The 21,065-nt window shown below is 39.2% G+C and carries 18 protein-coding genes; 13 read left to right on the top strand and 5 right to left on the bottom strand.

The genetic code is table 11. The features are described from left to right. Positions 1-46 precede the first annotated feature (46 nt). The 3 genes from B1C82_RS04685 (at position 47) to B1C82_RS04675 (ending at position 3,225) form a co-directional block, all read left to right on the top strand. Positions 47-841, top strand: a complete 795-nt coding sequence (locus tag B1C82_RS04685) for an arginyltransferase (protein ID WP_086446460.1) — start codon at positions 47-49, stop codon at positions 839-841. A gap of 147 nt (positions 842-988) precedes the next feature. Then, positions 989-1,714: an SDR family NAD(P)-dependent oxidoreductase gene (locus B1C82_RS04680; protein ID WP_086446459.1), complete on the top strand. Its 726-nt coding sequence runs from the start codon at positions 989-991 to the stop codon at positions 1,712-1,714. A gap of 17 nt (positions 1,715-1,731) precedes the next feature. Continuing rightward, on the top strand, positions 1,732-3,225 hold the full coding sequence (locus tag B1C82_RS04675; protein WP_086446458.1) for an FAD-binding oxidoreductase: 1,494 nt from the start codon (positions 1,732-1,734) through the stop codon (positions 3,223-3,225). Positions 3,226-3,325: 100 nt separating this feature from the next. On the opposite strand, the gene B1C82_RS04670 is transcribed toward B1C82_RS04675, so the two are convergent. After that, positions 3,326-4,873 (bottom strand): LA_3751/LA_3752 family putative glycosyltransferase, encoded by a 1,548-nt coding sequence (locus B1C82_RS04670; protein WP_234008440.1) that lies wholly within the window; start codon positions 4,871-4,873, stop codon positions 3,326-3,328. A gap of 127 nt (positions 4,874-5,000) precedes the next feature. Here B1C82_RS04670 and B1C82_RS04665 point away from each other — a divergent pair, with 127 nt between their 5' ends. Further along, positions 5,001-6,623: a hypothetical protein gene (locus B1C82_RS04665; protein ID WP_086446457.1), complete on the top strand. Its 1,623-nt coding sequence runs from the start codon at positions 5,001-5,003 to the stop codon at positions 6,621-6,623. A 95-nt stretch (positions 6,624-6,718) separates the two neighbouring features. Further along, on the top strand, positions 6,719-8,002 hold the full coding sequence (locus B1C82_RS04660; RefSeq protein ID WP_199775812.1) for an EAL domain-containing protein: 1,284 nt from the start codon (positions 6,719-6,721) through the stop codon (positions 8,000-8,002). Here the strand turns inward: B1C82_RS04660 and B1C82_RS04655 are convergent. Next, entirely contained in the window at positions 7,999-8,859 is an 861-nt protein-coding gene (locus B1C82_RS04655; RefSeq protein WP_086446455.1) for a fatty acid desaturase, read from the bottom strand. The genes B1C82_RS04660 and B1C82_RS04655 overlap by 4 nt on opposite strands. A gap of 122 nt (positions 8,860-8,981) precedes the next feature. Next, a complete protein-coding gene (locus tag B1C82_RS04650; RefSeq protein ID WP_086446454.1) occupies positions 8,982-10,142 on the bottom strand; it encodes a DUF1577 domain-containing protein in 1,161 nt (386 codons plus the stop codon). A gap of 88 nt (positions 10,143-10,230) precedes the next feature. Here B1C82_RS04650 and guaB point away from each other — a divergent pair, with 88 nt between their 5' ends. From guaB to B1C82_RS04635, 3 genes are all read left to right on the top strand, one after another. After that, a complete protein-coding gene (gene guaB, locus B1C82_RS04645; RefSeq protein WP_086446453.1) occupies positions 10,231-11,757 on the top strand; it encodes an IMP dehydrogenase in 1,527 nt (508 codons plus the stop codon). 87 nt (positions 11,758-11,844) lie between these two features. Further along, positions 11,845-12,588: an outer membrane lipoprotein-sorting protein gene (locus B1C82_RS04640; RefSeq protein ID WP_086446452.1), complete on the top strand. Its 744-nt coding sequence runs from the start codon at positions 11,845-11,847 to the stop codon at positions 12,586-12,588. Beyond that, a complete protein-coding gene (locus tag B1C82_RS04635) occupies positions 12,588-13,286 on the top strand; it encodes a 16S rRNA (uracil(1498)-N(3))-methyltransferase (RefSeq protein ID WP_086446451.1) in 699 nt (232 codons plus the stop codon). Before B1C82_RS04640 ends, B1C82_RS04635 begins: the two co-directional genes overlap by 1 nt. On the opposite strand, the gene B1C82_RS04630 is transcribed toward B1C82_RS04635, so the two are convergent. Then, positions 13,287-13,625, bottom strand: a complete 339-nt coding sequence (locus tag B1C82_RS04630) for a hypothetical protein (protein ID WP_086446450.1) — start codon at positions 13,623-13,625, stop codon at positions 13,287-13,289. Positions 13,626-13,727: 102 nt separating this feature from the next. Between B1C82_RS04630 and thiS the strand changes: the two genes are divergently transcribed. The 4 genes from thiS to B1C82_RS04610 all read left to right on the top strand — a co-directional run bounded on the left by thiS (position 13,728) and on the right by B1C82_RS04610 (position 16,274). Next, positions 13,728-13,928 (top strand): sulfur carrier protein ThiS, encoded by a 201-nt coding sequence (gene thiS, locus B1C82_RS04625; RefSeq protein ID WP_086446895.1) that lies wholly within the window; start codon positions 13,728-13,730, stop codon positions 13,926-13,928. Positions 13,929-13,935: 7 nt separating this feature from the next. Next, positions 13,936-14,604, top strand: coding sequence for a thiamine phosphate synthase (locus B1C82_RS04620; protein WP_086446449.1), 669 nt, complete (start codon positions 13,936-13,938; stop codon positions 14,602-14,604). A gap of 99 nt (positions 14,605-14,703) precedes the next feature. Further along, positions 14,704-15,534 (top strand): WecB/TagA/CpsF family glycosyltransferase, encoded by an 831-nt coding sequence (locus tag B1C82_RS04615; RefSeq protein ID WP_020771613.1) that lies wholly within the window; start codon positions 14,704-14,706, stop codon positions 15,532-15,534. Between the two features lie 224 nt (positions 15,535-15,758). Then, the gene (locus B1C82_RS04610) at positions 15,759-16,274 is read left to right on the top strand and encodes a hypothetical protein (protein WP_086446448.1); all 516 of its coding nucleotides are present in this window, start codon (positions 15,759-15,761) and stop codon (positions 16,272-16,274) included. Between the two features lie 39 nt (positions 16,275-16,313). On the opposite strand, the gene B1C82_RS04605 is transcribed toward B1C82_RS04610, so the two are convergent. Continuing rightward, on the bottom strand, positions 16,314-20,045 hold the full coding sequence (locus B1C82_RS04605; RefSeq protein ID WP_086446447.1) for a tetratricopeptide repeat protein: 3,732 nt from the start codon (positions 20,043-20,045) through the stop codon (positions 16,314-16,316). Positions 20,046-20,167: 122 nt separating this feature from the next. Here B1C82_RS04605 and B1C82_RS04600 point away from each other — a divergent pair, with 122 nt between their 5' ends. Continuing rightward, positions 20,168-21,046: an early set domain-containing protein gene (locus B1C82_RS04600; protein WP_086446446.1), complete on the top strand. Its 879-nt coding sequence runs from the start codon at positions 20,168-20,170 to the stop codon at positions 21,044-21,046. Positions 21,047-21,065: the final 19 nt, after the last annotated feature.

Genomic DNA, 21,065 nt, shown 5'->3' with positions numbered 1-21,065 from the left:
ATCCTTCGGAGGCTTTGGTTTGGCAATGTAAAAATAGATCTGTATCATGGCAAAGATGGGGCTGGACTATTTTACATTCCTTGGTTCTCTTCCTGAGACTCCCGAGTCGGAATGCGCTTATTATCCGGAAAGGAATTCCAAAGTGAAGGGTTTCTTTTCTAAAGAGAAACTTCCTCCTGAAATTTTAGATGATCTTTTTCGTTTTGGTTTCAGAAGGTCAGGTAATCTTTTTTATAGGACCAATTGTTCAGTCTGTTCTCATTGTCTTAGCTATAGAGTTTTATTGTCTGAATTTTCTCCTAGTTCGAATCACAAAAGACTGATCAAAAAGAATCAAGATTTGATAATAAAAACTTCTCCACCTGTAATTGATGCGGATAAAGAGAGTTTATATGTGAGGTACCAAACATCTCGTCATGAAGGAAGCTACGGTGAATCGGAATCCGAAATTTTGGAAACTATGAAGTTCCAGATGTATGAGGGTTCTGAAAATTCTGGAGAACTTCTTCTGTATAAAAGAGATGTACTTTTAGGTTGGATTTTATTGGATCTGGGGCTCGAGACAGTCTCTGCTGTGTATTCCGTTTTTGATCCAGACGAAAGTAAAAGGAGTTTGGGAAATTTTCTGATTCTATCTTCTATCCTTTGGGCAAAGGAGAATGGTTTTAAAGAATTTCAATTAGGCCTTTTTCTTCCGGGACATCCTAAGATGGATTATAAAAGGAACTGGAAACCTTCCGAAATTTTGGATCGCGAGACTGGGGTTTGGACGAAGAGTGATTCTTTTCTCTCTGATTATTTTTCGAAGAATGCTGCAAATGGTGGGAAACTTACTTCGTAGTTTTCTCTGTGCCTTTGGTCTCTGCGTGAAATTGAAGAAGTATAAATTGGCACGCAGAGTCGCAGAAGATATTCCCTCGTAGATCTTCTCTTCAAAACCGCTTAAATCAGGCTTGTCATACTGGCCTTGCGTCCCAGAAAGGTTGGTATGGCTAAAAAGATCATCGTAGTAGGCGCTTCTAGCGGTATCGGAAAAGAAATTGCATCTCAATTGATCGAAGAGGGACATCAAGTCGCTGCTTTTGCAAGGAGAGATAAGGAACTGAAAAAACTTCCTTCTTCCAAAGTAAAAAACTTATTCGTCAAACATGACGTTACTGAATACTCCAAGATCCCTGGAGAATTTGCCAAGGCTGTGAAAGCATTAGGCGGCTTGGACGAAATTTATTACGCATCCGGTGTGATGCATAGAGTTGGTCCGGAAGAATTTCCTATTGAAAAAGATTTAGAAATGTTAGAAGTCAATCTTCTAGGCTGTGTAGCTTGGTTGGATTCTGCAGCTGCTTATTTCCAAGAAAAGAAAGCAGGAAAAATTATTGGTATCTCTTCTATCGCAGGCGATAGAGGGCGTAGAGGAAACCCGGTTTATAATGCATCTAAAGCTGGAATGTCCACTTACTTGGAAGCTTTACGTAATCGTTTAGCTGTAAAAGGGATCCAAGTGGTTACAGTAAAACCTGGAATGATCGAGACACCAATGACAGAAGGTTTACCTGGACTTATGTGGTTGATCACTGCTAAGGAAGCAGCTCAAGTTATATTAGCAAAAGTAAATGCAGGAAAAGAAAACTTCTATGTGCCGGCTCGCTGGGCGCTCGTTTCTCTCATAATCAGACTTATCCCTTCTTTTATTTTCAGAAAACTTTCCGTTTAAGGAAAAGGTGATCTAAAATGGCAACCGCTTCTAAAAAAAAGACCGTTAAAAAAGCTACATCTTCCAAAACTAAAAAAGCGGGTTTCGATCCTAAAGAGTTCGAGTCCCGCTTAAGTACTGTTCAAAAAGTAGAAGCCTGGGGAATGAATCATTTCTCCAATAGTAAGGTTTTTTTACCGACTTCTATTCAGGACTTTAAGGATCTATTCTCTTACGCAAGAGATACGAATACGAAAGTTGCATTTAGAGGTGGCGGTTGTAGTTACGGCGATGCCGCCACTAATGAAAAAGGGGTCGTAGTAGATATCCGCAACTTCAATAAGATTTTATCTTTTGATCCCAAAACTGGAATCTTAGTTGCAGAGTCCGGAGTGACTATCAAACAACTTTGGGAATTCGGAATCGAAAGAGGATTTTGGCCACCGGTTGTAAGTGGAACAATGTTCCCTACTTTAGGTGGAGCACTTTCTATGAATATTCATGGAAAGAATAACTTCGCAGTTGGGCCGATTGGAGATCATATCCAAGAATTTACTTTTCTAAGTCCTGATGGAAAAGAATCAGTATGTTCTCCTAAAAAGAATTCGGATCTATTCTACTCTGCTATTTCCGGTTTTGGAATGTTAGGTGCGTTTCTAACAGTAACCATCAAACTTAAAAAAATCTACTCCGGAAAGATGAAGGTTTGGCCGGTGAATACTTCGAACCTACAAGAGATGTATGATTATTTCGAAAGAGAATACAAACAATCTGATTATTTAGTTGGTTGGGTGGATGGATTTGCTTCCGGAAAAGGTATTGGTCGAGGTCAAATCCATAAAGCAGTTCATCTAAAAGCAGGAGAAGATCCTGACTTTCCTGAAAACTGCAAATTGGAAAATCAGATTCTTCCAAGCACATTCTTAGGGATCATTCCTAAATCTTGGATGTGGCTTTTCATGTATCCTTTCAGCAATAAATTTGGAATGAGATTCGTAAACTTTGGAAAGTGGATCTCAGGATTTTTAAATAATAATAAACCTTATGAGCAAGGGCATGCAGAGTATGCTTTTCTTTTGGACTATGTTCCGAATTGGAAATTTATGTACAAGCCCGGTGCGATGATTCAATACCAAAGTTTTATTCCAAAGGAAAATGCAGTCAAGGGTTTCGAAGAGATCCTAAGTCTTTGTCAAAAAAGAGGGATTGTAAACTGGCTTGGCGTTTTTAAAAAACATAGACCGGACAAGTTCTTACTCACTCATGCGGTAGATGGTTATTCGATGGCTATGGACTTTCCTATGACTAAAGGAAATAAGACTAAACTTTGGGAGCTCGCCAAAGAAATGGACGAGATCGTCGTTAAGAATGGAGGAAGATTCTATTTTGCAAAAGATAGTACTCTTCGCCCTGAAGTTTATAGAAGATCCATGCCTAAACAAAACCTAGAAAAGTTCAGAGCAATGAAAAAGAAACTAGATCCTAAAAATCTATTAGAGTCCGATCTATTCAGAAGGGTCTGGGGAAAATAAGAGAATATTTTTCAGTTCGCACGGAGTTAACCGAGATCACAGAGACTAATTGTAATTCCTTTTATCTCTGTGCACTCCGCGAACTCAGTGAGAAACTGTATCACTTTTCTATTTTATGAAACTCTAAAGTTTCCATATTGATAGAAGGGCTTTGGTAGAATATTCTGTTCTTAAAAGTAAATTGTTCTGATTTAGGAACTAAAATATTTTTCGGATAAGTATCCTTAAAGCCAACCACAGTTGCCTGAGTTTTTCCAATCTTATACAATTTTTCCAAAAGCACATCGAAAGATTCAGTGGAGTCGATTTCATATACTTCTCTTTCTTCTCTATAAGAATTAGAAGGTAAAAATACCGAACCCTTTCTATAGATTACAATTTTGGAAGTATGGTCGCTCAGTTCTTTTTGTTCATTTACAACTGACTTTGTGAATTTATAATATAGTCTATCGAATATTACACCCCCTACGACGGAGTAGGAAATAAGAATGATCGCAATAATCTTAAATGGTTTGCTTAGTTTTTCCCAATTTTTTTCTAAAATAAAAAATAGGAATAAAAGCAGAAACGGAAGAACGATCATTAAGAACCTAGGCCCAAATAAAACTCCCTGCCAAAATTTTGTAGAGGTCAAGAATCCGGATATAAGTATGAATATCCCGATTCCATATAAAACCCGAGTTAATGAATTCGATTTTGGTCTCCATAAAACGATAAATGCTAATGCAGGGTATGCTCCAAATAGTCCTAAGGATCCTTTTCCTAAAAACACCAATTGTCCTAAATAGTAGATCTGTGCGATCAACCGGTAAGAAGCGGCTTCTTGCAGGTAACCTCTCGATCCCAGCGGATGTCCAACTACTGAATAATTGATTATAGCCTGGATGATGAGGAAAGTCCCGAATATAAATGGGAATAGTGCAGCTTTCGGATTTCTGAATATTCTGAAAGCATAAACTAAGGAAAGGCTGGCCGCCAATAGAATTGTTTCTTGCCGGAAAAATGCTGCAAGTCCAAAAAATATTCCTGCAAATACTAAGTCAGTTGAACTGGAAGATTCTTCTTCCTTTAGTAAAAAATAAATTCCTTGGGTAACTCCGTAGATCGCTATGATCGTTTCGGAAATATCGGTTGCGAATAAGCTGAATGCAGATCCTAGAAGTAGCAAGATCAAATAGAATAATTTAGATTGTTCTTTTAACTGGAATAATTCTGAAATTTGGAATAATGCTCTTAGAGTTAGTATTCCGAAAGCTAAAGATAAGAAGAAGCTTCCAAATCTTCCCATTAGAAGCGCGAACGGGTACTGGATTGCAGTGTAATAAAAAGGAAATACGTAATAACATTTTCCTTTATAGACATGGGTCATCGTGGACCCTTTTTTCAGATCTAAAGGTAAAAATCTAAATTCAGGATCGATTTCTTTTCCTGAGTATCTACAGGAAAAATCCGGCAAGCCGTTTTGTAGAAGGTCCGCAAGCTGCTGTTGTTTTATTGCTCCATCCCCGACCCGAATTCCTGTTTGGTACTGCCATGCCAGAAATAATGATAGAAATACGGCTCCAAAAATCAAGAAGCCAGAAGGCTTGCCAATAAAAGAAGAAACCCTGGATAGAAGGCTATTGAACATTCTGCTAGGAAGTCCCATGAAAACCCAAGGTCAAGAAGAAATCCCAAAGTAAAGTTTGGACAATTTCATTTGCATCCGAATTCTGAATGACAGTTGGATTCCGAATGTTTCTTTGGAGTGAGTGGATTCAGTCTCAGAAAAACTCTTGTCTTTTTTTAAAAAGCCTCTTCCAAAAACTCTTTTTCCGATCTCATGTATTCTATTCGCTTATGTGGTCATCGTAAATTCTTGGGTCACAGAAGACGCTTATATCAGTTTCAGGACTGTAGAGAATTTTCTAAATGGTTTTGGACTTAGGTGGAATACTTATGAAAGAGTCCAGGCTTATACTCATCCTCTCTGGCTATTCTGCATAATCTTTCTTTCTTTTTGCAAAATTCCAGTATATTATTCTTCTCTAATTCTTTCTTGGATCTGTGTTGGAGCAACGGTTTCTTTGCTTATTTCTCGTTTTGGGAAAAGAAAAGGGGACTGGCAGTATGGTTCTTGGATACTTTTAAGTTTACTTATCTCCAGAGCATTTGTGGATTTTTCCAGTTCTGGTTTGGAAAACCCGCTTTCTTTTCTTTTGATTATTTTATTTTTATCTAAGGTATTTGATTTAGAGAAGAGGGGAGATTTTAGAGACTTTTTCCTCTTCTTCTTTTATCTTTCTCTATCATATTTGAATAGGCAAGATACCGTTCTTTTGGAACTTCCTTTTCTTCTGTATTTATATAAATTTTTAAAAGGAAAAAAAATCTGGGGTAAGTTTATAGGGGCCGCTGCTCTCGGGCTTATGCCAATTCTTTTTTGGTCAGCGTTTTCATTAGTATATTATGGATATCTGTTCCCGAATACTGCTTATGCAAAATTGAACACTGGCCTAACGGTTTCTAATTTATGGCCTTACGGTCTGGACTACTTAGAAAATAGTTTTCGTTGGGATATTTATACCTCACTTTCAGTCGTTATTGTAGTTTTACTTTTGCCATATTTTGTATGGAGAGGTAAATTTTTACACGCAACATTATCTGCCGGTATAGGCCTATATATCCTTTATATATGCACTATAGGCGGGGATTTTATGGCGGGAAGATTTTTTGCCCTTCCATTTGTCGCCTGTATGTTCCTATTCGTGGAACTTTCTCCTATTATTCTTCCTAGAGTGAGCGTTCTATTTTTTATCGCCTTATTTCTGTTAAACCAAAATTCGTATCTGTATATTACAAAAGAGTATACTAGGCTTAGAAATGATCGAGAGATCCAAGATGAAAAAGGTGCTTATTTTAGAAGCACAAATTTTATACGCTCCCTCAAATTCAAGGACTTCCCGACTCATGGATGGGCGGATGCAGGTAGAAAGTATAAAAAGGCCCCTAAAGATCCAGGAAAGGCATGCGCTACGATTAACGTAGGCTTTTATGGCTATTTTTCCGGAGAAACTCATAAGATCGTCGATGCAAACGCTTTAACGGACCCTTTATTAAGTAAATTGAAATCAGTCTCTAACTGGAGAGTGGGGCATTATACTCGAAATATTCCTTTAGGATACTTAGAATCTGTTTCTTCCGGAGAAAACCAGATCTTAGATCCAAATTTGAAAGTATACTATGATAGATTGAAATTGTTAACCGAATCGCAAGATCTTTTCACAAAAGAGAGATTTGTGGAAATTCTCCGAGAAAACTTAGGCGGCAATAGATATTTGATACAAAATTCTGAACCAAGAACTCCTTGGATTGGAATTCCAGACGGTTTCGGTTGTGGACTGGGAGTCGGTTACTAGTTTAATTAGTCTTCATTCTTCTTTTAGCATTTGATCTAAACTTTTGATTTTAAATTCTTGATCCTTCTTACAGGGTTTCCATTTTATTGTTAAGAATGAGTGAAGGAAGAACTTCTTGGAACGCGTCCAAATGGCAGGAATGGTTTTCCGAAGGTGAGATAGTTCCATACTTCCAACCTATTTTATCTGTCGAAAAAGACTCAATCTTTGGTTACGAGGCTTTAGCTCGATTTATAGATAAACAAGGCGCTGTCCATAGTCTTGGCCCATTCTTCTTAGCAGATATACCTCACTCTTTTTCTATCTCTGAACGAGAAGAATTCAAAAATCTTAAATTAGAAATAGATAGGACCGTTCGCAAAAAAGCGGTGGAGAAGATCAGTAATACTCCGGGTATAGATCCTAAGGCAAAACTTTTTCTAAATATATCTCCTTCTTTTATGCAGGATTATCTTTCTTCAAAAACGGATGAGGAACCTTATACTTTACAAATCGCAAGAAGTTCGGGTTTGGATCCTAAAAGGATAGTTGTTGAAATTGTAGAAGAACATTTTTCAGGAGAAATAGATCAGTTAAAACCTTTGATCAATTTGTATAAAAGATCGGGGTTTTTAGTCGCGATAGATGATCTCGGATCTAAATCTTCTAACCTGGACCGTATCGGTGCATTACATCCAGACATTATCAAAGTTGATTTAGGCCTGATTCGCAGTTCCGTTGCTTCTCGAAATTTCCAAGAGATCCTATTTACTTTGTCCAGGCTTGCTGAAAGTTTAGGATGTTCTCTATTATTCGAAGGTTTAGAAACTGAAACAGAATTATACAATGCTCTCACTTACGGGGCAAGATTCTTACAAGGTTTTTATTTTGCAGAACCAAGTCCTGAGTTAATGGATATCAATGGTTTGAGTATCCGGTTCTCCCAACTCCATGAACTATTCTTTAATTATAAGAAATACCAGTTACTTCGAAGGATTAAAAAGGAGAAGGAACTGGAAGATCGTTTGGAATCTTCCGGGATCGAAGTCATCTCTTCGGAAGGAATTGTAACTATTAAATTAAGAAATTCTTATCTTTTGGAAAAATCCGTTTTTAGAATGTATGTTACCAATCATGAAGGAAGACAACTTTCTCCTAATTATTCAAGTATCTCGGATTCAGGAATGTTGGAAGACGATTCTTTTGTAGGGAGGAATTGGAGTTGGAGACCATATTTCTTAGAACAATTTTATAGAAACGCAAAAGATTCTTCCGGAGGTTGGATCGCAAGTAATCCATACTTTGATTTGGAAAGTCACCTTCTTTTAGTAACTTACTCCAAAAGTATGGAAGAAGGAAATGTTCTATTCGTAGATGTTCGAATGTGGGACTTTCCTTAAGTTCTTCCGACCTCCGCTACATTCGTTGATTTGATCCATCCGAATAAACTTAAGAACTGTATACACCACCAACCAGGATCCAGCTCTCCTTTTTGAAGAGAGAACTTGCTTGATTCCGGATATGCATGATGGTTATTATGAAGTGATTCCCCCATTGTAAGAAGTGAAATAAAAGGAACATTATATCCTTGCGTGCATGCATTTGGGACAATTCGGATCAATTCACCTCTTTTATGAGCATAGTGACCCACTAACCAATGACCTAATATGCATGTAGAAGTTCTTCCAAATATTCCCCATACGACCAGGCCTAGGCCTCCGATATATGCAAAGAGTATAATGAGTGGAATCTGTTGCAGTAGCCAAGTTCTTTCCAGGAATTGAATGATTTTATCTTCTCCGTAGTTGTTTTCGTAACGAAATGTTTGGTGCCGCTCTAATTTTATTGTACAATTCATCTGTATTATGAAATCTTTAAATATATTATCGTAATGGCAAAAGAAAGGATGGCATGCCCGACTTCTTTGCGCCCAATCCCTCAGATCATGTAAATATCTTAAGGAAATCGGACCACCTAAACCTGTCAAAACTCCTAAATAGGTTAAGAAACGTTTTAGTGCTATCGAAGAAGAGAACGAGTCATGGATCAGACCTCGATGTATTCCGACAGAATGTCCAAAACTAAGTGTGAGAATGGTTAATATAAATGATATTAACGCATTCGAACTTGAATACGTTGAATACCCGAATATTAGAAAAATGGAAATGGAAGAGATGAACCAGAGAGATTTGATTGGCGCCCAGACAATTTTGCCCTTACAGGGATCTAATGTTTTGATTTCTGGAGAATATATCATAGAGCCTCCATAAAGCGGGGCTCTAATAGAATTTAGGCGTTACCGCTTCACTCTATATAATATATCTTTTTGAAAAATGATGAAGCCAAAATAAGATCGGCTTTTGGAAATTTTTTTCAAATTTAGCCAACTTTTACACCGGAGTCAGAAAGCATACGATTTACATTGTCTATAAAACGTTTTTTCTCTCCAGGTCTTGCAGAATTTCCTTCCAAAGAAAGTCCTACATATAAATTACCGTCCGTATCTCTTGCAATTGAACGTACTACTCCATAAGCAGTGATCGGTGATTGCATTTTGAAAAAAATATCGAATGTAAATCCTTTTCTTCTGGGAAGTTCGCTATTAAGATCAGGATGATTGATCTTCACTCTCAAGCCGCCAGTAGAAAGATCTATAACAGAAAATCTTTCCTTTACTAGAATGGTATTGGATTCTCTGATCCGGTCTACCATATCAAATGTAAGCGTCTTAATTTCCATTACTTCTGCTAAATCTATTTCTTTTGTCCTATTTTGGGCATGTACATATCCGATTGGAATTGCTTGCTCATCGTGGTTGATATAGATAACTGGAACGATCAGTTCTGATCTGATCTTTTGGTTTGCATATTCTATGATCTTTTTACGAACATCATCTTCGTCGCCTAGTTCATGCTCATAATCTATAAATCCGTCGGGATCGGATGATTTATAACAATCCGGTTTTTGTGTATTCGGGATATATAATATTTTACCTGTCTTTTTGACTAGGTCGAACTTATCCCCGATAGAATTGAAAACATCTATTTTGACAATATCGAACTTTGGTTTAAGAGTTCTTTCCGTATCCGCAAAATTGACTTTTACAGAAGTCGGTATATTGAATAAGTTCGCGTCGATTGTGGTCCTGCTAGTGCGCAGGTTAGTGATCCAAACACTGCCATCTGGAGGTTTGATCCTCGTAAATTTTCTTTCTCTGCTTGCGATGGAAACATGCTCCACCTGCATGATGTATTGATTATTGGGTTTTTCTTCTAGGACCTCGCACTCTAGTTCGACATATCTCGCGAGTAATTTGTACAAAACAATATGAGCATTCAGCTTAAATTGTTCGGCCATTCGACCTTGTACTAAAATTTTTGTGGCGTCCTTATTGACGGAGAGAAGTTGAACGGATTCGTGAGTTTCCGTATCCCTTACGAGTAGATCTGTTTTGAGTAGAAATTTTCCAATGATATGGAGTTTTTTACCAGGATCTGTGATGAACTCTTTGTCTCTTTGTTTCCTTTGAACCTTTTCCATTAAATTCCTAGGTCGATCGGATTCCGGCGGAAAATTATCTTGATTCCAGCCTTTGGCTTCGTTTTGATGTAATAGGTAAGGTACACTAATGTCAAACCAATCTTACCGAGACTCCCAATTTTTAGACGGCCTATCCGGCGAAGAACTTTTCAGCATGCAAATCGGGCTTACTTATCGGGACTTTTTAGTCCTGCCCGGTTTTATCGACTTCAATCCTTCTGACGTAGAACTAGAGACTAGATTAACAAAAAAAATCAAACTCAAAAGACCATTCGTAAGTTCCCCAATGGACACTGTGACTGAGTCCTCAATGGCTATTGCACAGGCCCTTATGGGAGGGATTGGAATTATCCATTATAATAATACTGTAGAAGAACAGGTTGCTGAAGTCAGCAAAGTGAAACGTTTTGAGAACGGTTTTATTTCAGACCCGGTTGTTCTTGGACCAAAAAATACAATCCATGATTTGGACAGGATTAAAGAAACTTTGGGATTCACTGGAATACCGATCACTGCAGACGGAACCAGAAATTCAAAGTTGGTCGGAATTGTAACAAATAGAGATATCGATTTTGAGAGAGATCGTTCTATCCCTGTGGAAAAAGTTATGACCACAGAAGTGATTACGGGTAAAGCAGGGATCACTCTAAGAGAAGCAAACGATATTATCAAAAAAGAGAAGATCGGAAAACTTCCGATCATAGATAAAGACGGAAAACTTATCTCTTTAGTAAGTCGTTCTGATCTGAAGAAGAATAAAGAATTTCCTGATTCTTCCAAGGACGAGAACAAAAGGCTCAGATGTGGAGCTGCGGTTTCTACCTTACCTGAATCCAGGGACAGGGTTGCTGCATTGTATGAGGCAGGAGTAGATGTGATCATCATTGACTCCGCTCAAGGGAACTCGATCTACCAGATAGAGATGCTCCAATTCATTAAATCTAATTTCAAAAACCTAGAAGTGATCGGTGGTAACGTGGTCACCCGTGGCCAAGCAGAAAATCTGATTGGTGCGGGAGCGGACGGACTTAGGATCGGAATGGGGCCTGGTTCCATTTGTATCACTCAAGACACCATGGCTGTGGGTAGAGCACAGGCAACTGCTGTTTACCAGACTGCTGCCCATGCGGCAAAACATGATGTTCCAGTTATTGCAGACGGTGGAATTTCCAATATTGGAGATATCGCAAATGCTTTGGCAATTGGGGCTTCTGCATGTATGATGGGATTTATGTTTGCAGGAACATCCGAGGCACCCGGAGAGTATTTTTATGAAAACGGAATACGTCTCAAAAAGTATCGAGGAATGGCCAGCATCGAGGCTATGAAAGCTGGCGGTGACAAACGTTATTTCAATGAGGGGCAAAAAGTAAAAGTGGCCCAGGGTGTAAGTGGTTCCGTAGTGGATAGAGGTTCAATTCTGAACTTTATTCCTTATTTAAGCCTTGGACTAAGACTTTCTTTTCAGGATATGGGATTCCGTTCCGTCCAAGATTTACATAAAGGACTTCGGGAAGGAAAACTCAGATTCGAAAGAAGGAGTGAATCCGCTCAAGCCCAAGGTTCTGTTCACAGTCTTTACTCTTATAGTGCACCTAGTTTAAGAGCAGAGTAATTAAATTAGATCCCTTGGATTTATCGGGAAGGAAAGGTTTTGAAAAAGTTTCATCTTATTTCGATAATCTTAATATTCCCGATTTTCATGGCTGGGGATGTTTCCCATGCTCAGACTCCGCCAGATAAAGCAAGAGTTGCCCAGGAACTAGTCGCAAGACTAGACCAGGCACTCTTAAAAACGGATGGTCTAGTAAAAGCAAATCTGATCCTGATCAAAAAGACAGGAGATTCCTGGACCTGGGATATGAGTATTTTCAGAAAGGGAGAAGATTCACTCTCTCTATTTGAAAGCAAAGGTCGAGGTTTAGAATATAAGATCTTATTTAAAGAAGATGGAGAGTTGATCTTCGCCTTTAACGCTCTTTCTCGGAAAATTTTCAAAAAGAACGACGAAGAAAAATACGAAAACCATCTGAACACTGGATTCAGTTTTGTGGATCTGGCGGGAACTTCTTACCAAGCAAATTATAATCCTATCGTTCAAAGTGATTTGGATATTGCAGGGAAGAAGATGAAACGGGTTGCTCTTCGACCAATCGTTCCTTATTTTTATTCCAAACTGATTTTACTTTTGGAACCGGATACATTAAGACCTATTCGTTTGGATTTCCATGACAAAGACGGGGTACTTTATAAAACAATGAACATAAAGTACGGTCCAGTGAAGGTAAAAGCAAAACAGAAGGTCACAAAAGAAGATATAGTCAGTCGATTGGAAATGTTGGATTTGAATACAGGTGCGATCAGCGTATTGGAATATACTGAGGTGGATAGGGATGTAAAACCGGATCCTTCTCTATTTGAATTGGATAATTTAAACAGACTCTAATGTCCTCCGAAGAAATTGTTTTTTTTCGACCAGGATATTCTTCTTCTCCCGAACTGAAACTAGAGGGAGAAGAAATCTCCCATTTAAAAGCATTTCGAGTTTTTTCTGAAGATAAAACAGTGATCATCAAAGATGGTGCGGGGTTAAGTTTTACTTACAGTGTACCTTCTTCTTCCAAGATTGGAAGTCTTGTCGGTACTGAAAAAAAAGAAAGACCTAAAACTAAAGCAAAGATAGCGACTGCAATTCCGAAAGGAAATAGATTAGAATGGCTCATCCAAAAAGGGACAGAGCTTGGAATTACTGAATTTATTTTTTTAATATTTTCTCATTCGGATAGAAAGGACCTAAACCAGGAAAGACTTCTAAAAGTAGCGGCGGAAGCTTCTTCTCAGTCTAATCAAGATTTTTTACCTGAGATCAAAGGACCGTTTGCACTTTCTAAATTTTTAGAAGAATCCAAATCTAAAAATGAAGAGCTTATACTTTTCGATCCAAGATCAGCAGTACAACTCAATCCAGAAAATATACAGAACAAAACAGTTTTGATAGGACCGGAAGGTGGATTTAGAAAAGAAGAATTAGAACTGATCTCTCAGTTTGGGGTTTTATCTGTAAATGTGGGAGAATCTATTTTAAGAATAGAGACCGCGGGAATTTTTGCGGCCTCCATGTTTAGGCTGGGAAACTTACGCTGATTACTGGCCGAATCCACTCGCACCTAAAACTAGAATGCAGGTGTTCAGATAATTATCACAATCACTTTTGCAGCTTTGGGATAATTGGAAGCAAAATGTAGAAACATTACAGCTTGTATTACAAGAAGTAAGGCAGGAATTCAAACCGGCCAAATTTGTTGTAGTGACCGTGGTGCCGTACTTATTTTCGCAAGCATTCTTACAGGCAGGATAAGATCCACCGGTGCAGTTTGCGTAGAAAGTCGCCAAAGCATTTCCCTTGATATCTCTCTCTCCGCTATTACAAGATAAAATACCTAGGAGTGCGATTGCTAGTAAATACGGGAGAAATCGGGTCATATAAGTAAATCGTTTTCGGCCCGGACAGAACGGTAAACTAAAAAACATTCGACGTTAGCGGAGAATCAACCGGAATGAAGTATCTAGACCGAGGTGCATGGAATGATTGTAAACGGTAAGGAATTCTCTATCGGGGAACTTTCTTCTCCGGACTTATTTTCCCTATTAGAATCCTTAAAATTAAAACCGGAGACGGTAGCGATCCAGAAGAATGGAGAGATCCTAAAAAGGGACCATTGGAAGAATTCTTTCTTAGAGGAAGGAGATAAAATAGAGATCCTGAAATTTGTAGGAGGAGGTTGAATCATTTTTGGAATTCCCACTTAGACCTAGACATAGCATCTGGAAAGCACCTGGTATATATCCAATCCTTGATTTAGAATATTGTTCCAAATTTTCCAAGGACCCGGTCAGTATTGTGGAACTTTGGAGTTACCAAAGAGAATGGATCCCATTCTATCAGATACGCGCCAAAAAAGAAACTCCAGATTCATTAAAGAAGGTTTATAAAAGCCTGATAGAAGCTTTTCCTGATTTTCCAATCATACTCAACGATTATTGGAAAGAGGCCTTGGAATGGAAATGTTTTGGGCTTCATATAGGAAAAGAAGATTATGCTTCTCTTTCCTTAGAGGATAAGAAGAAGGTCCGCTCAAGCGGATTATACCTAGGCACTTCTTGTCATAATTCTAAAGACATAGCGGGCTTAGAGCCCGGTGTTTGGGACTATACTGGAATTGGACCAGTGTATGCTACCAACTCAAAAAACACTGAAGATCTTCCTATTGGACTATCCGGAGTCCAAGAAGCCTTACAAATTGCTAAAATACCTGTCACCCCGATCGGCGGGATCGGCCCCAAGCAGATCATCGAGCTATCTGAATTAGGTCCATTATCCTATGCGATGATTGCCTCTGCTTCTGAAAGAGATTCTTTTTACGATTGCGTTCGTATTCTTAAGGAAATAAAGAATCCATAAAGGACACTGAGACTTATATGCCGATTCTTCCTTAATTTTGGAGGATAGGAATCACAAGTTTCAATTGACTCACAAATTATGTCCAATAAGATGATCCCTATGAAACAGCCAGGGGAAATACGCCATCTATCTGCAAAGGATGATCGCGACTACTTACTAGATTATCAGACCCTGAATGTGGATGATCTGGAAAAGGCGCCTATCTTAGGTGTGCCTTTTGATAATGCCAGCCTAGATGAGGCAGTAGCAAAAATTTATCATCTCATGGAAGAGAAGGATAAATTTCATCATGTCCTTCTTTTAGATCCGATCAAGACTATGGCCCTCCGTAAAGGGAAGAAATTACATAGGATAGCGCAAAAAGCTAGCCTCATTTTGGCAGAAGGCGCAGGTCTTCAATGGGCTGCTAAAAAATTAGGCGGGGAATTAAAAGAGAGAATTCCTACAATTGCACTTATGATGGACTTAGTCCGTCTATGTGAGCTTAGAAATTATTCTATTTTTCTTTTGGGTGGAAAGGAAGAGATTGTTGAGAAAGTTTATTTCAATCTTTCCAGACATTTTCCTGGAGTTCGTATCGTAGGACGTCATGCGGGTTACCTAAATACTCAACGCGAGTTGCTTGTAAAAGAATCCATTCGTAAGACCAGTCCAAATATTATATTTCTTGCAATGGATTTCCCAGACCAAGAGATCTGGGTAGAAAATAATACCGCATTTTTCGGTCACGCAGTTGTGATTGGAGTCGGACCGGCTATGGATATTCTTTCCGGAAAAGTAAAAAAGGCTCCGAACGTTTTCAAACTGAAGGGTTTAACTTGGCTTTGGAGAATTATGGTCCGTCCTTGGAGACTAATTCGCCTGAGCAGAATGTTCGGATTCTTTATTGTAGTAGCTATTAAATCTCTTTTCGTCAAAAAGAAAAAGTAAACGCCTCAGTGAAAGCGATGCTGTAGGTCCCAGCACCGCATTTTACGGCTAATTCCGCAAATTCTCCATATAAATTTCTGATGTTAGTTCCCTGGATTGTATTGTTCATTCCGATTTAGCTAACTATAGTTCCTTCAGCCTCAAATAATACCTTTGCTAATTGTTCTTCTGAGAAAGTGAAAAGAAATTAGCGAAAATAGAAATATAGCAAAACAGGAAATTGGATGAGACTATCTATAATTTTTCAAACTTTAATCATCAGTATACTAACTTTAACAAATGTAGTGAACTGTGACGGCAAGAAAGATGGGGGCAATGAAGGTGTGATTGCTCTGTTGGCTGCGAACTCGATCTCAAACCTTCCGAAACCGGATACAGATACCGTTAGCATGATTGTGGGAGGTAATTATTTTACCCTTACTGACAAGTTGGACTGTAAGGAAGGAGCAGGAGGGATTGGATTTCTTATGGACGATGCAGATCAAATGCCTACATTATTTATTCATAATGTGGATTTTTCTGTGAATTTCGGGGTGAATGTGACAGGAGGCGCTGGTCCTTTTCATGTGGATATAGATACAGCTTCCGGAACGTATTTCCCGACCACTACTTGTCCCGCCACTATCATGGAGAACTCTCTTACAACTTACGATCTACAGGTAGTAAATTGTGGAGTATCTCCTTTTGGAGGTGGTGCTGCAAATACAGTATCTTTTAGAGTTCGATGTACAAAAGATTAAAATAGACTGCCTAATGCCGGAGTCATCCGGCGTTAGGCTTTATTTACGCACTAGATCTTTAATCGAATCTAGTGTTGGTGAGACCCAGTCTTCTAAAAGAGGCTCTCTTTTGAGAGCTTCTTTTTTAAATAAAAGGTCTTTGTTTGCAAGTGAGATCTCGCTTGCTTCATTGATCTTACGAGCAGTTTCGATTGCTTTCCAATAATTTTGTAGGGCTTGTGCAGTGTAATTTTCGGACTCTTGTACATTTGCTTTTTTCGATAGAGTTTCGTAACACGCACCAATATTATTGTAAGCAGCAGTCAGAGTTTGATACACTTCTTGGTGATATGGATCTTCCGTTTTAGGTGAACTCATTTGAGGAAGTTTTTCTTCCATATCATCTTTTACTCTTAGGAAATATCCGAGAGCAGTTTTGGTCTGACCGGTATAAAAAAATGCGTTTCCTTTTGCCATGAGAAGAGTAGGATTATAATACTCGTCCTTATCTTCGAAACCTGTCCAATCCGCTAAAGATTTGTCGAAGTCAGAATCCATATATTCTACCCAGCCTTTGAAAAATTTCATTTCTCTCAACATGGATGCCGGAAGTTCTCTTCTCCATTTACGGACTAAATCAAATTTAGGCTCTTCTGAATCTACTTTTGCAAATTCTTGAAGCGAATTTCTAAGTTCGTTTCTACGATTTCTTTTTTCTTCTTCTTCTTTTAATACAGAAAGGCTTTTGCCATCAGATTCGGAGCGGGAACGGAATGGATAAATTTTTCTACCAGGAAATTCTTTGAGCGAATCCTTGTTTGAAAGTCCTGCAGACAATAGATATCTGATCTTTCCAAGATCGAAATGAATGCGTGCAGGATTTCCTTCGAATAATGTTTCGTCTTCATCTTTTGAGCCGAACCAACGCTCGCTATTTGTATAACGAGATTCAGCTTCTTTTAAAAGATCTGTTGCCTCTTCAAAATTTCCAACTCGGATAGAATGTTCCGCAAGTTCCAGGACTGCTAGCCAATGTTTCGGATCTAGAGTAGCCGCTTTTTCGAAGAATCTTCTTGCTTGGCTATTTTCTTTTTGAGAAAGATAATATTGTCCGCGTTGGTAATATCCTTCTGCGTAATCTTTTCCTTCTATCTCAACTCCAGTCCTTTCATCTTCCATAGACTTTCTATAAATAGTATCTAAAAGACGGATTGCACTTTCTTCTATTTCGATTCCCGAAACTTGGTCAACCGGATTGATATTATATTTTATCCTAAGCTCTTCCGGATCAATTGCAGCATAAAAAGATGCTAATTTTGCAAGAGTGTAGAAGGGGAGTTCTGATTCCATGTCCAGATTGTTTCTGAGAAGACGATGATGGTTCAAAACAAATTGAGGATCTCCACTTTCTTTCCACATTTCTAAATATGTAGAAACAAGTCCTGCTTGGCCAGGGATACTCTTTGGATTTGCTTCTACAATTCTATTGTAAAAAGACGCTGCTTTTCCAAATTCTCTTCTGTTATAGTATATTTTAGCGATACCAGCAGTGGAATCTTCATCATAAGGACTTTCTCCGTCAGTGAATACCTTGGAATAATAATCAACGGCTAACGCGTCATTCTTATATCTTCCTTTCTTGCCTTCGCTCGGTTCAGCAAAATCCGGCATGATCTGAGAATGGAACCAGCCAAGATTTCTGTAGGTATTATTATCGTGAGTCCTTTCTTTCAGTCTCATTGCGAGGAATGCACCCGCGACCATTACCTTTCTTGGTGTTTTTTCCTGATCTAAAAGGAATTTGATACCTTCTATCCCTTGGTTTACACCTTTATTGGTCTTAAGCTTTTTATCATTCCAGGATTCTCCCTGAGCCAATCGGACCATAGGAGATTGTTCTCTTTTATTCCAAGAATCTAATGTTCCCATTCCTAAATCCGGCTCTATCTTACCGAATAATTTTTGGAAGGAAAGATCGTATTCTCCTGCACGGCTATATTCCACTCCGTACAGGTTCATATACTTCAGATTATAAGGATCAATATCGAAACCTTTCTCATAAGAATCTTCTATATTGATTATATATTTTTTTCTTTCTTCATCGCCCAAAGTTCCCGCGAATCTTTTAGCCCCTAGTTCACGGATCTGTTCCAGGCCTGCTTCGTAATTTTGAGCTGCTTGTCTTGGAAGAATGATATGTTTGTAAGTGAAATAACTTCCAAATCCGATCAACAGCGCTGCTGCAGCTGCGAAGAATGTTCTGCGGATCTTCTTCCTTCTTTCTAATACGCCTTCTCTTGTATAGATAGGGTCAGAAGAAATGATAGGAACGCCATCTGCGGAATAAGCTCCACTTCTATCCGTAAGTGCAACTGTGACACCTAATGCGGATGATAAGAATGCAGCGATATCCTCAGGGCTACTTTCTATTTTAATAAGTTCTAATAGATCTCTTTGAGCCTTTTTAGAAAGACGGTCTTGGACAATTGATTCAATGACCGTTCTGCGTAAAAGTGGAGGATAACGAAGTATTTCTCTTTGAATAATTGCAAGTTCTTCGTCTGTAAGAGATTTATCTATCTCGTCCTTATCTTCTCCACCCAAAGAACGTAAGTCTTCTTCAAATGCGGCGCCTCCAAGATCCTCATCACCTGAGTCTGAATCCAGATCCGGGGAGAAGCTTGTAAAATCTGAAGATTCAGGAACAGATTCCATTTCCATTGGGGAAGCAGGTTCTGCTGCAAAATCAGCAAATGGATCAGATTCTGGAATGGAAGTTGCGCTGGAAAGATCTGAAAACGGATCGTGGTCTCCACCGGAAACCGGTGCAAAATCTGCAAATGGGTCGGAGTCTGTAGGAGCTTCGGCAAAATCATCTCCGCCAAAATCTCCGGAACCTGACGGTTCGGAATCGAAGCCACCTAGGTCTCCAAAATCAGAATCTCCTGAGGTAGGGGAGGCTCCAAACGGGTCTCCTTCTTCTAAACCGAATTCGTCTCCGGGAGTATCTTCCATTCCGGAAGCATCGAATGCTGCAAATGGATCATCGGAAGCGGAAGGAGCAGGAGAATCAAAGTCTTCTAGACCGGAACCTCCAGGTTCTTCTCCACCCATTCCTGCGAAAGGATCGTCCGAAGAATCGGAACTTCCTGCCCCGAAATCATCCATTCCTAGATCAGAATCTGCGAACGGGTCAGCACTCGGTGAAGAGGAAACTAAATCTTCGTTAGGAGAAGAATCAAAAGGAGTATCTAGTTCAGGAGAAGAGTCGAATCCACCAAATGGATCTTCTTCACTTGTAGGAGCTCCAAAATCTTCCAGACCCGCTTCAGGTTCTGCTGTGTCGGAAGGCGCACCGAAATCATCTAAGCCTGAATCTGCAAATGGATCCGATTCTGGCTCTGGAGTTCCAAAATCACCGAAATCGTCGGATGCAGGCGGAGTTTCGTCAAATCCGCCAAAAGGATCTTCTCCCGCATCTGCGCTCGCTTTGGAAGGTTCAGTTAATAATTCGTCTAGATCGATATCATCGTCTTCGGAAAAGGATAATGGCTTTGGCTTTTGGATAGGTTCTGGTGCTTCTTCTTCGTCACCTAGATCGAAACTTTCTTCGGATCCTTCTTCCTGTTGGTCCTCATCGTCATCCCCGATAGATATAGGAACGCCGTATCCCATCTTCTCGCGGAACGAGGAAAGCATAGGATTCAAATCTTCGGAAGATTCCGGATTCTTGTTCAACGGATCCAAGATGGAGCGGATCTGCTCCAGTTCCTGTTCTGAATAATCAGCCATAAAGTCCTTCCAATAGTATCGGCTGGTCGTTGAAAGAGCAAAGATTTTTTCCTTATGTCGGATCTAATACAAGCCCTGGAAATACGCTTAGGGTTTCCGGGAAAACCTACGACAATCGGTTTATGGTGCATAAAGCCAAGGCGGTTGCCTTACTTACCTTGATATTGACCTTCGCCCTTGCTGCGGAAGAGGCAGAAGATTGGATCGGAGCCTTCCGGTCAGTGGATTATGAGGAGGGAGAAGAAGCCCTTCCTGAAGAAAAAATTTATTATTTCTGGCAATTGGAGAATTTGAGAAAGGCTGTACCGCCTAGATTCATTCGATTTGTGGATACATTCTCGGCTTTGAAAACCGGTAAATTATTGAACCGTGGAGTTTTATTCAGTTATGAGGGTCTTGCAAACGACGAGGTAAGCGTTTGTGGAGAATTCAGTCACTGGCAATGTGTTTCCTTACAGAAAAATGATAAGGGAATCTTTTACGGAGTAGTGGACATTCACGGAGACCAACTCTATGAGCCGAAACCTGCCTATGAATATAAGTTTAAGGTAGATGGTATTTTTACGCATGATCCTGAAAACCCTGATACTGTAGAAGATGGAGAAGGCTCCTTAATTTCCAGGATTGCATTTCGAGAGGGTGGGCCAAATAAACAGACAAGCACTAGGGTTTTAGAAGATTCTCCTTACGAAGAAAAAGAATTTAGAACTGTAGAATTCAGAATTTATCAGCCCCAAGCTGAGTCTGTAAGTCTGATCGGAGATTTCAACCACTGGGATCCAGAATCCGACTTTTTGATCAAAGAAAGGAATGGAACCTTCAGAGTAGTCAAAAAATTAAAACCTGGTGAATACCAATATAATTTCTTAGTCGATGGAAAGATCGTAGTGGATACTTATAATCCTCTTACAGTGTTAAGAGAAGATACTGGAGAGATCTCTTCTGCATTATTAGTTCCTACAAGAACCGGAGTTTTGGAAAGAAAGAAGATTGACCCCTAAGGCATAAAACGGATTCTTT

It is taken from the genome of Leptospira venezuelensis (genome assembly GCF_002150035.1).
GTDB lineage: Bacteria > Spirochaetota > Leptospiria > Leptospirales > Leptospiraceae > Leptospira_B > Leptospira_B venezuelensis.
The sequence above is the reverse complement of the archived record's forward strand: the minus strand, read 5'-3'. Positions and strand labels throughout refer to the sequence as shown.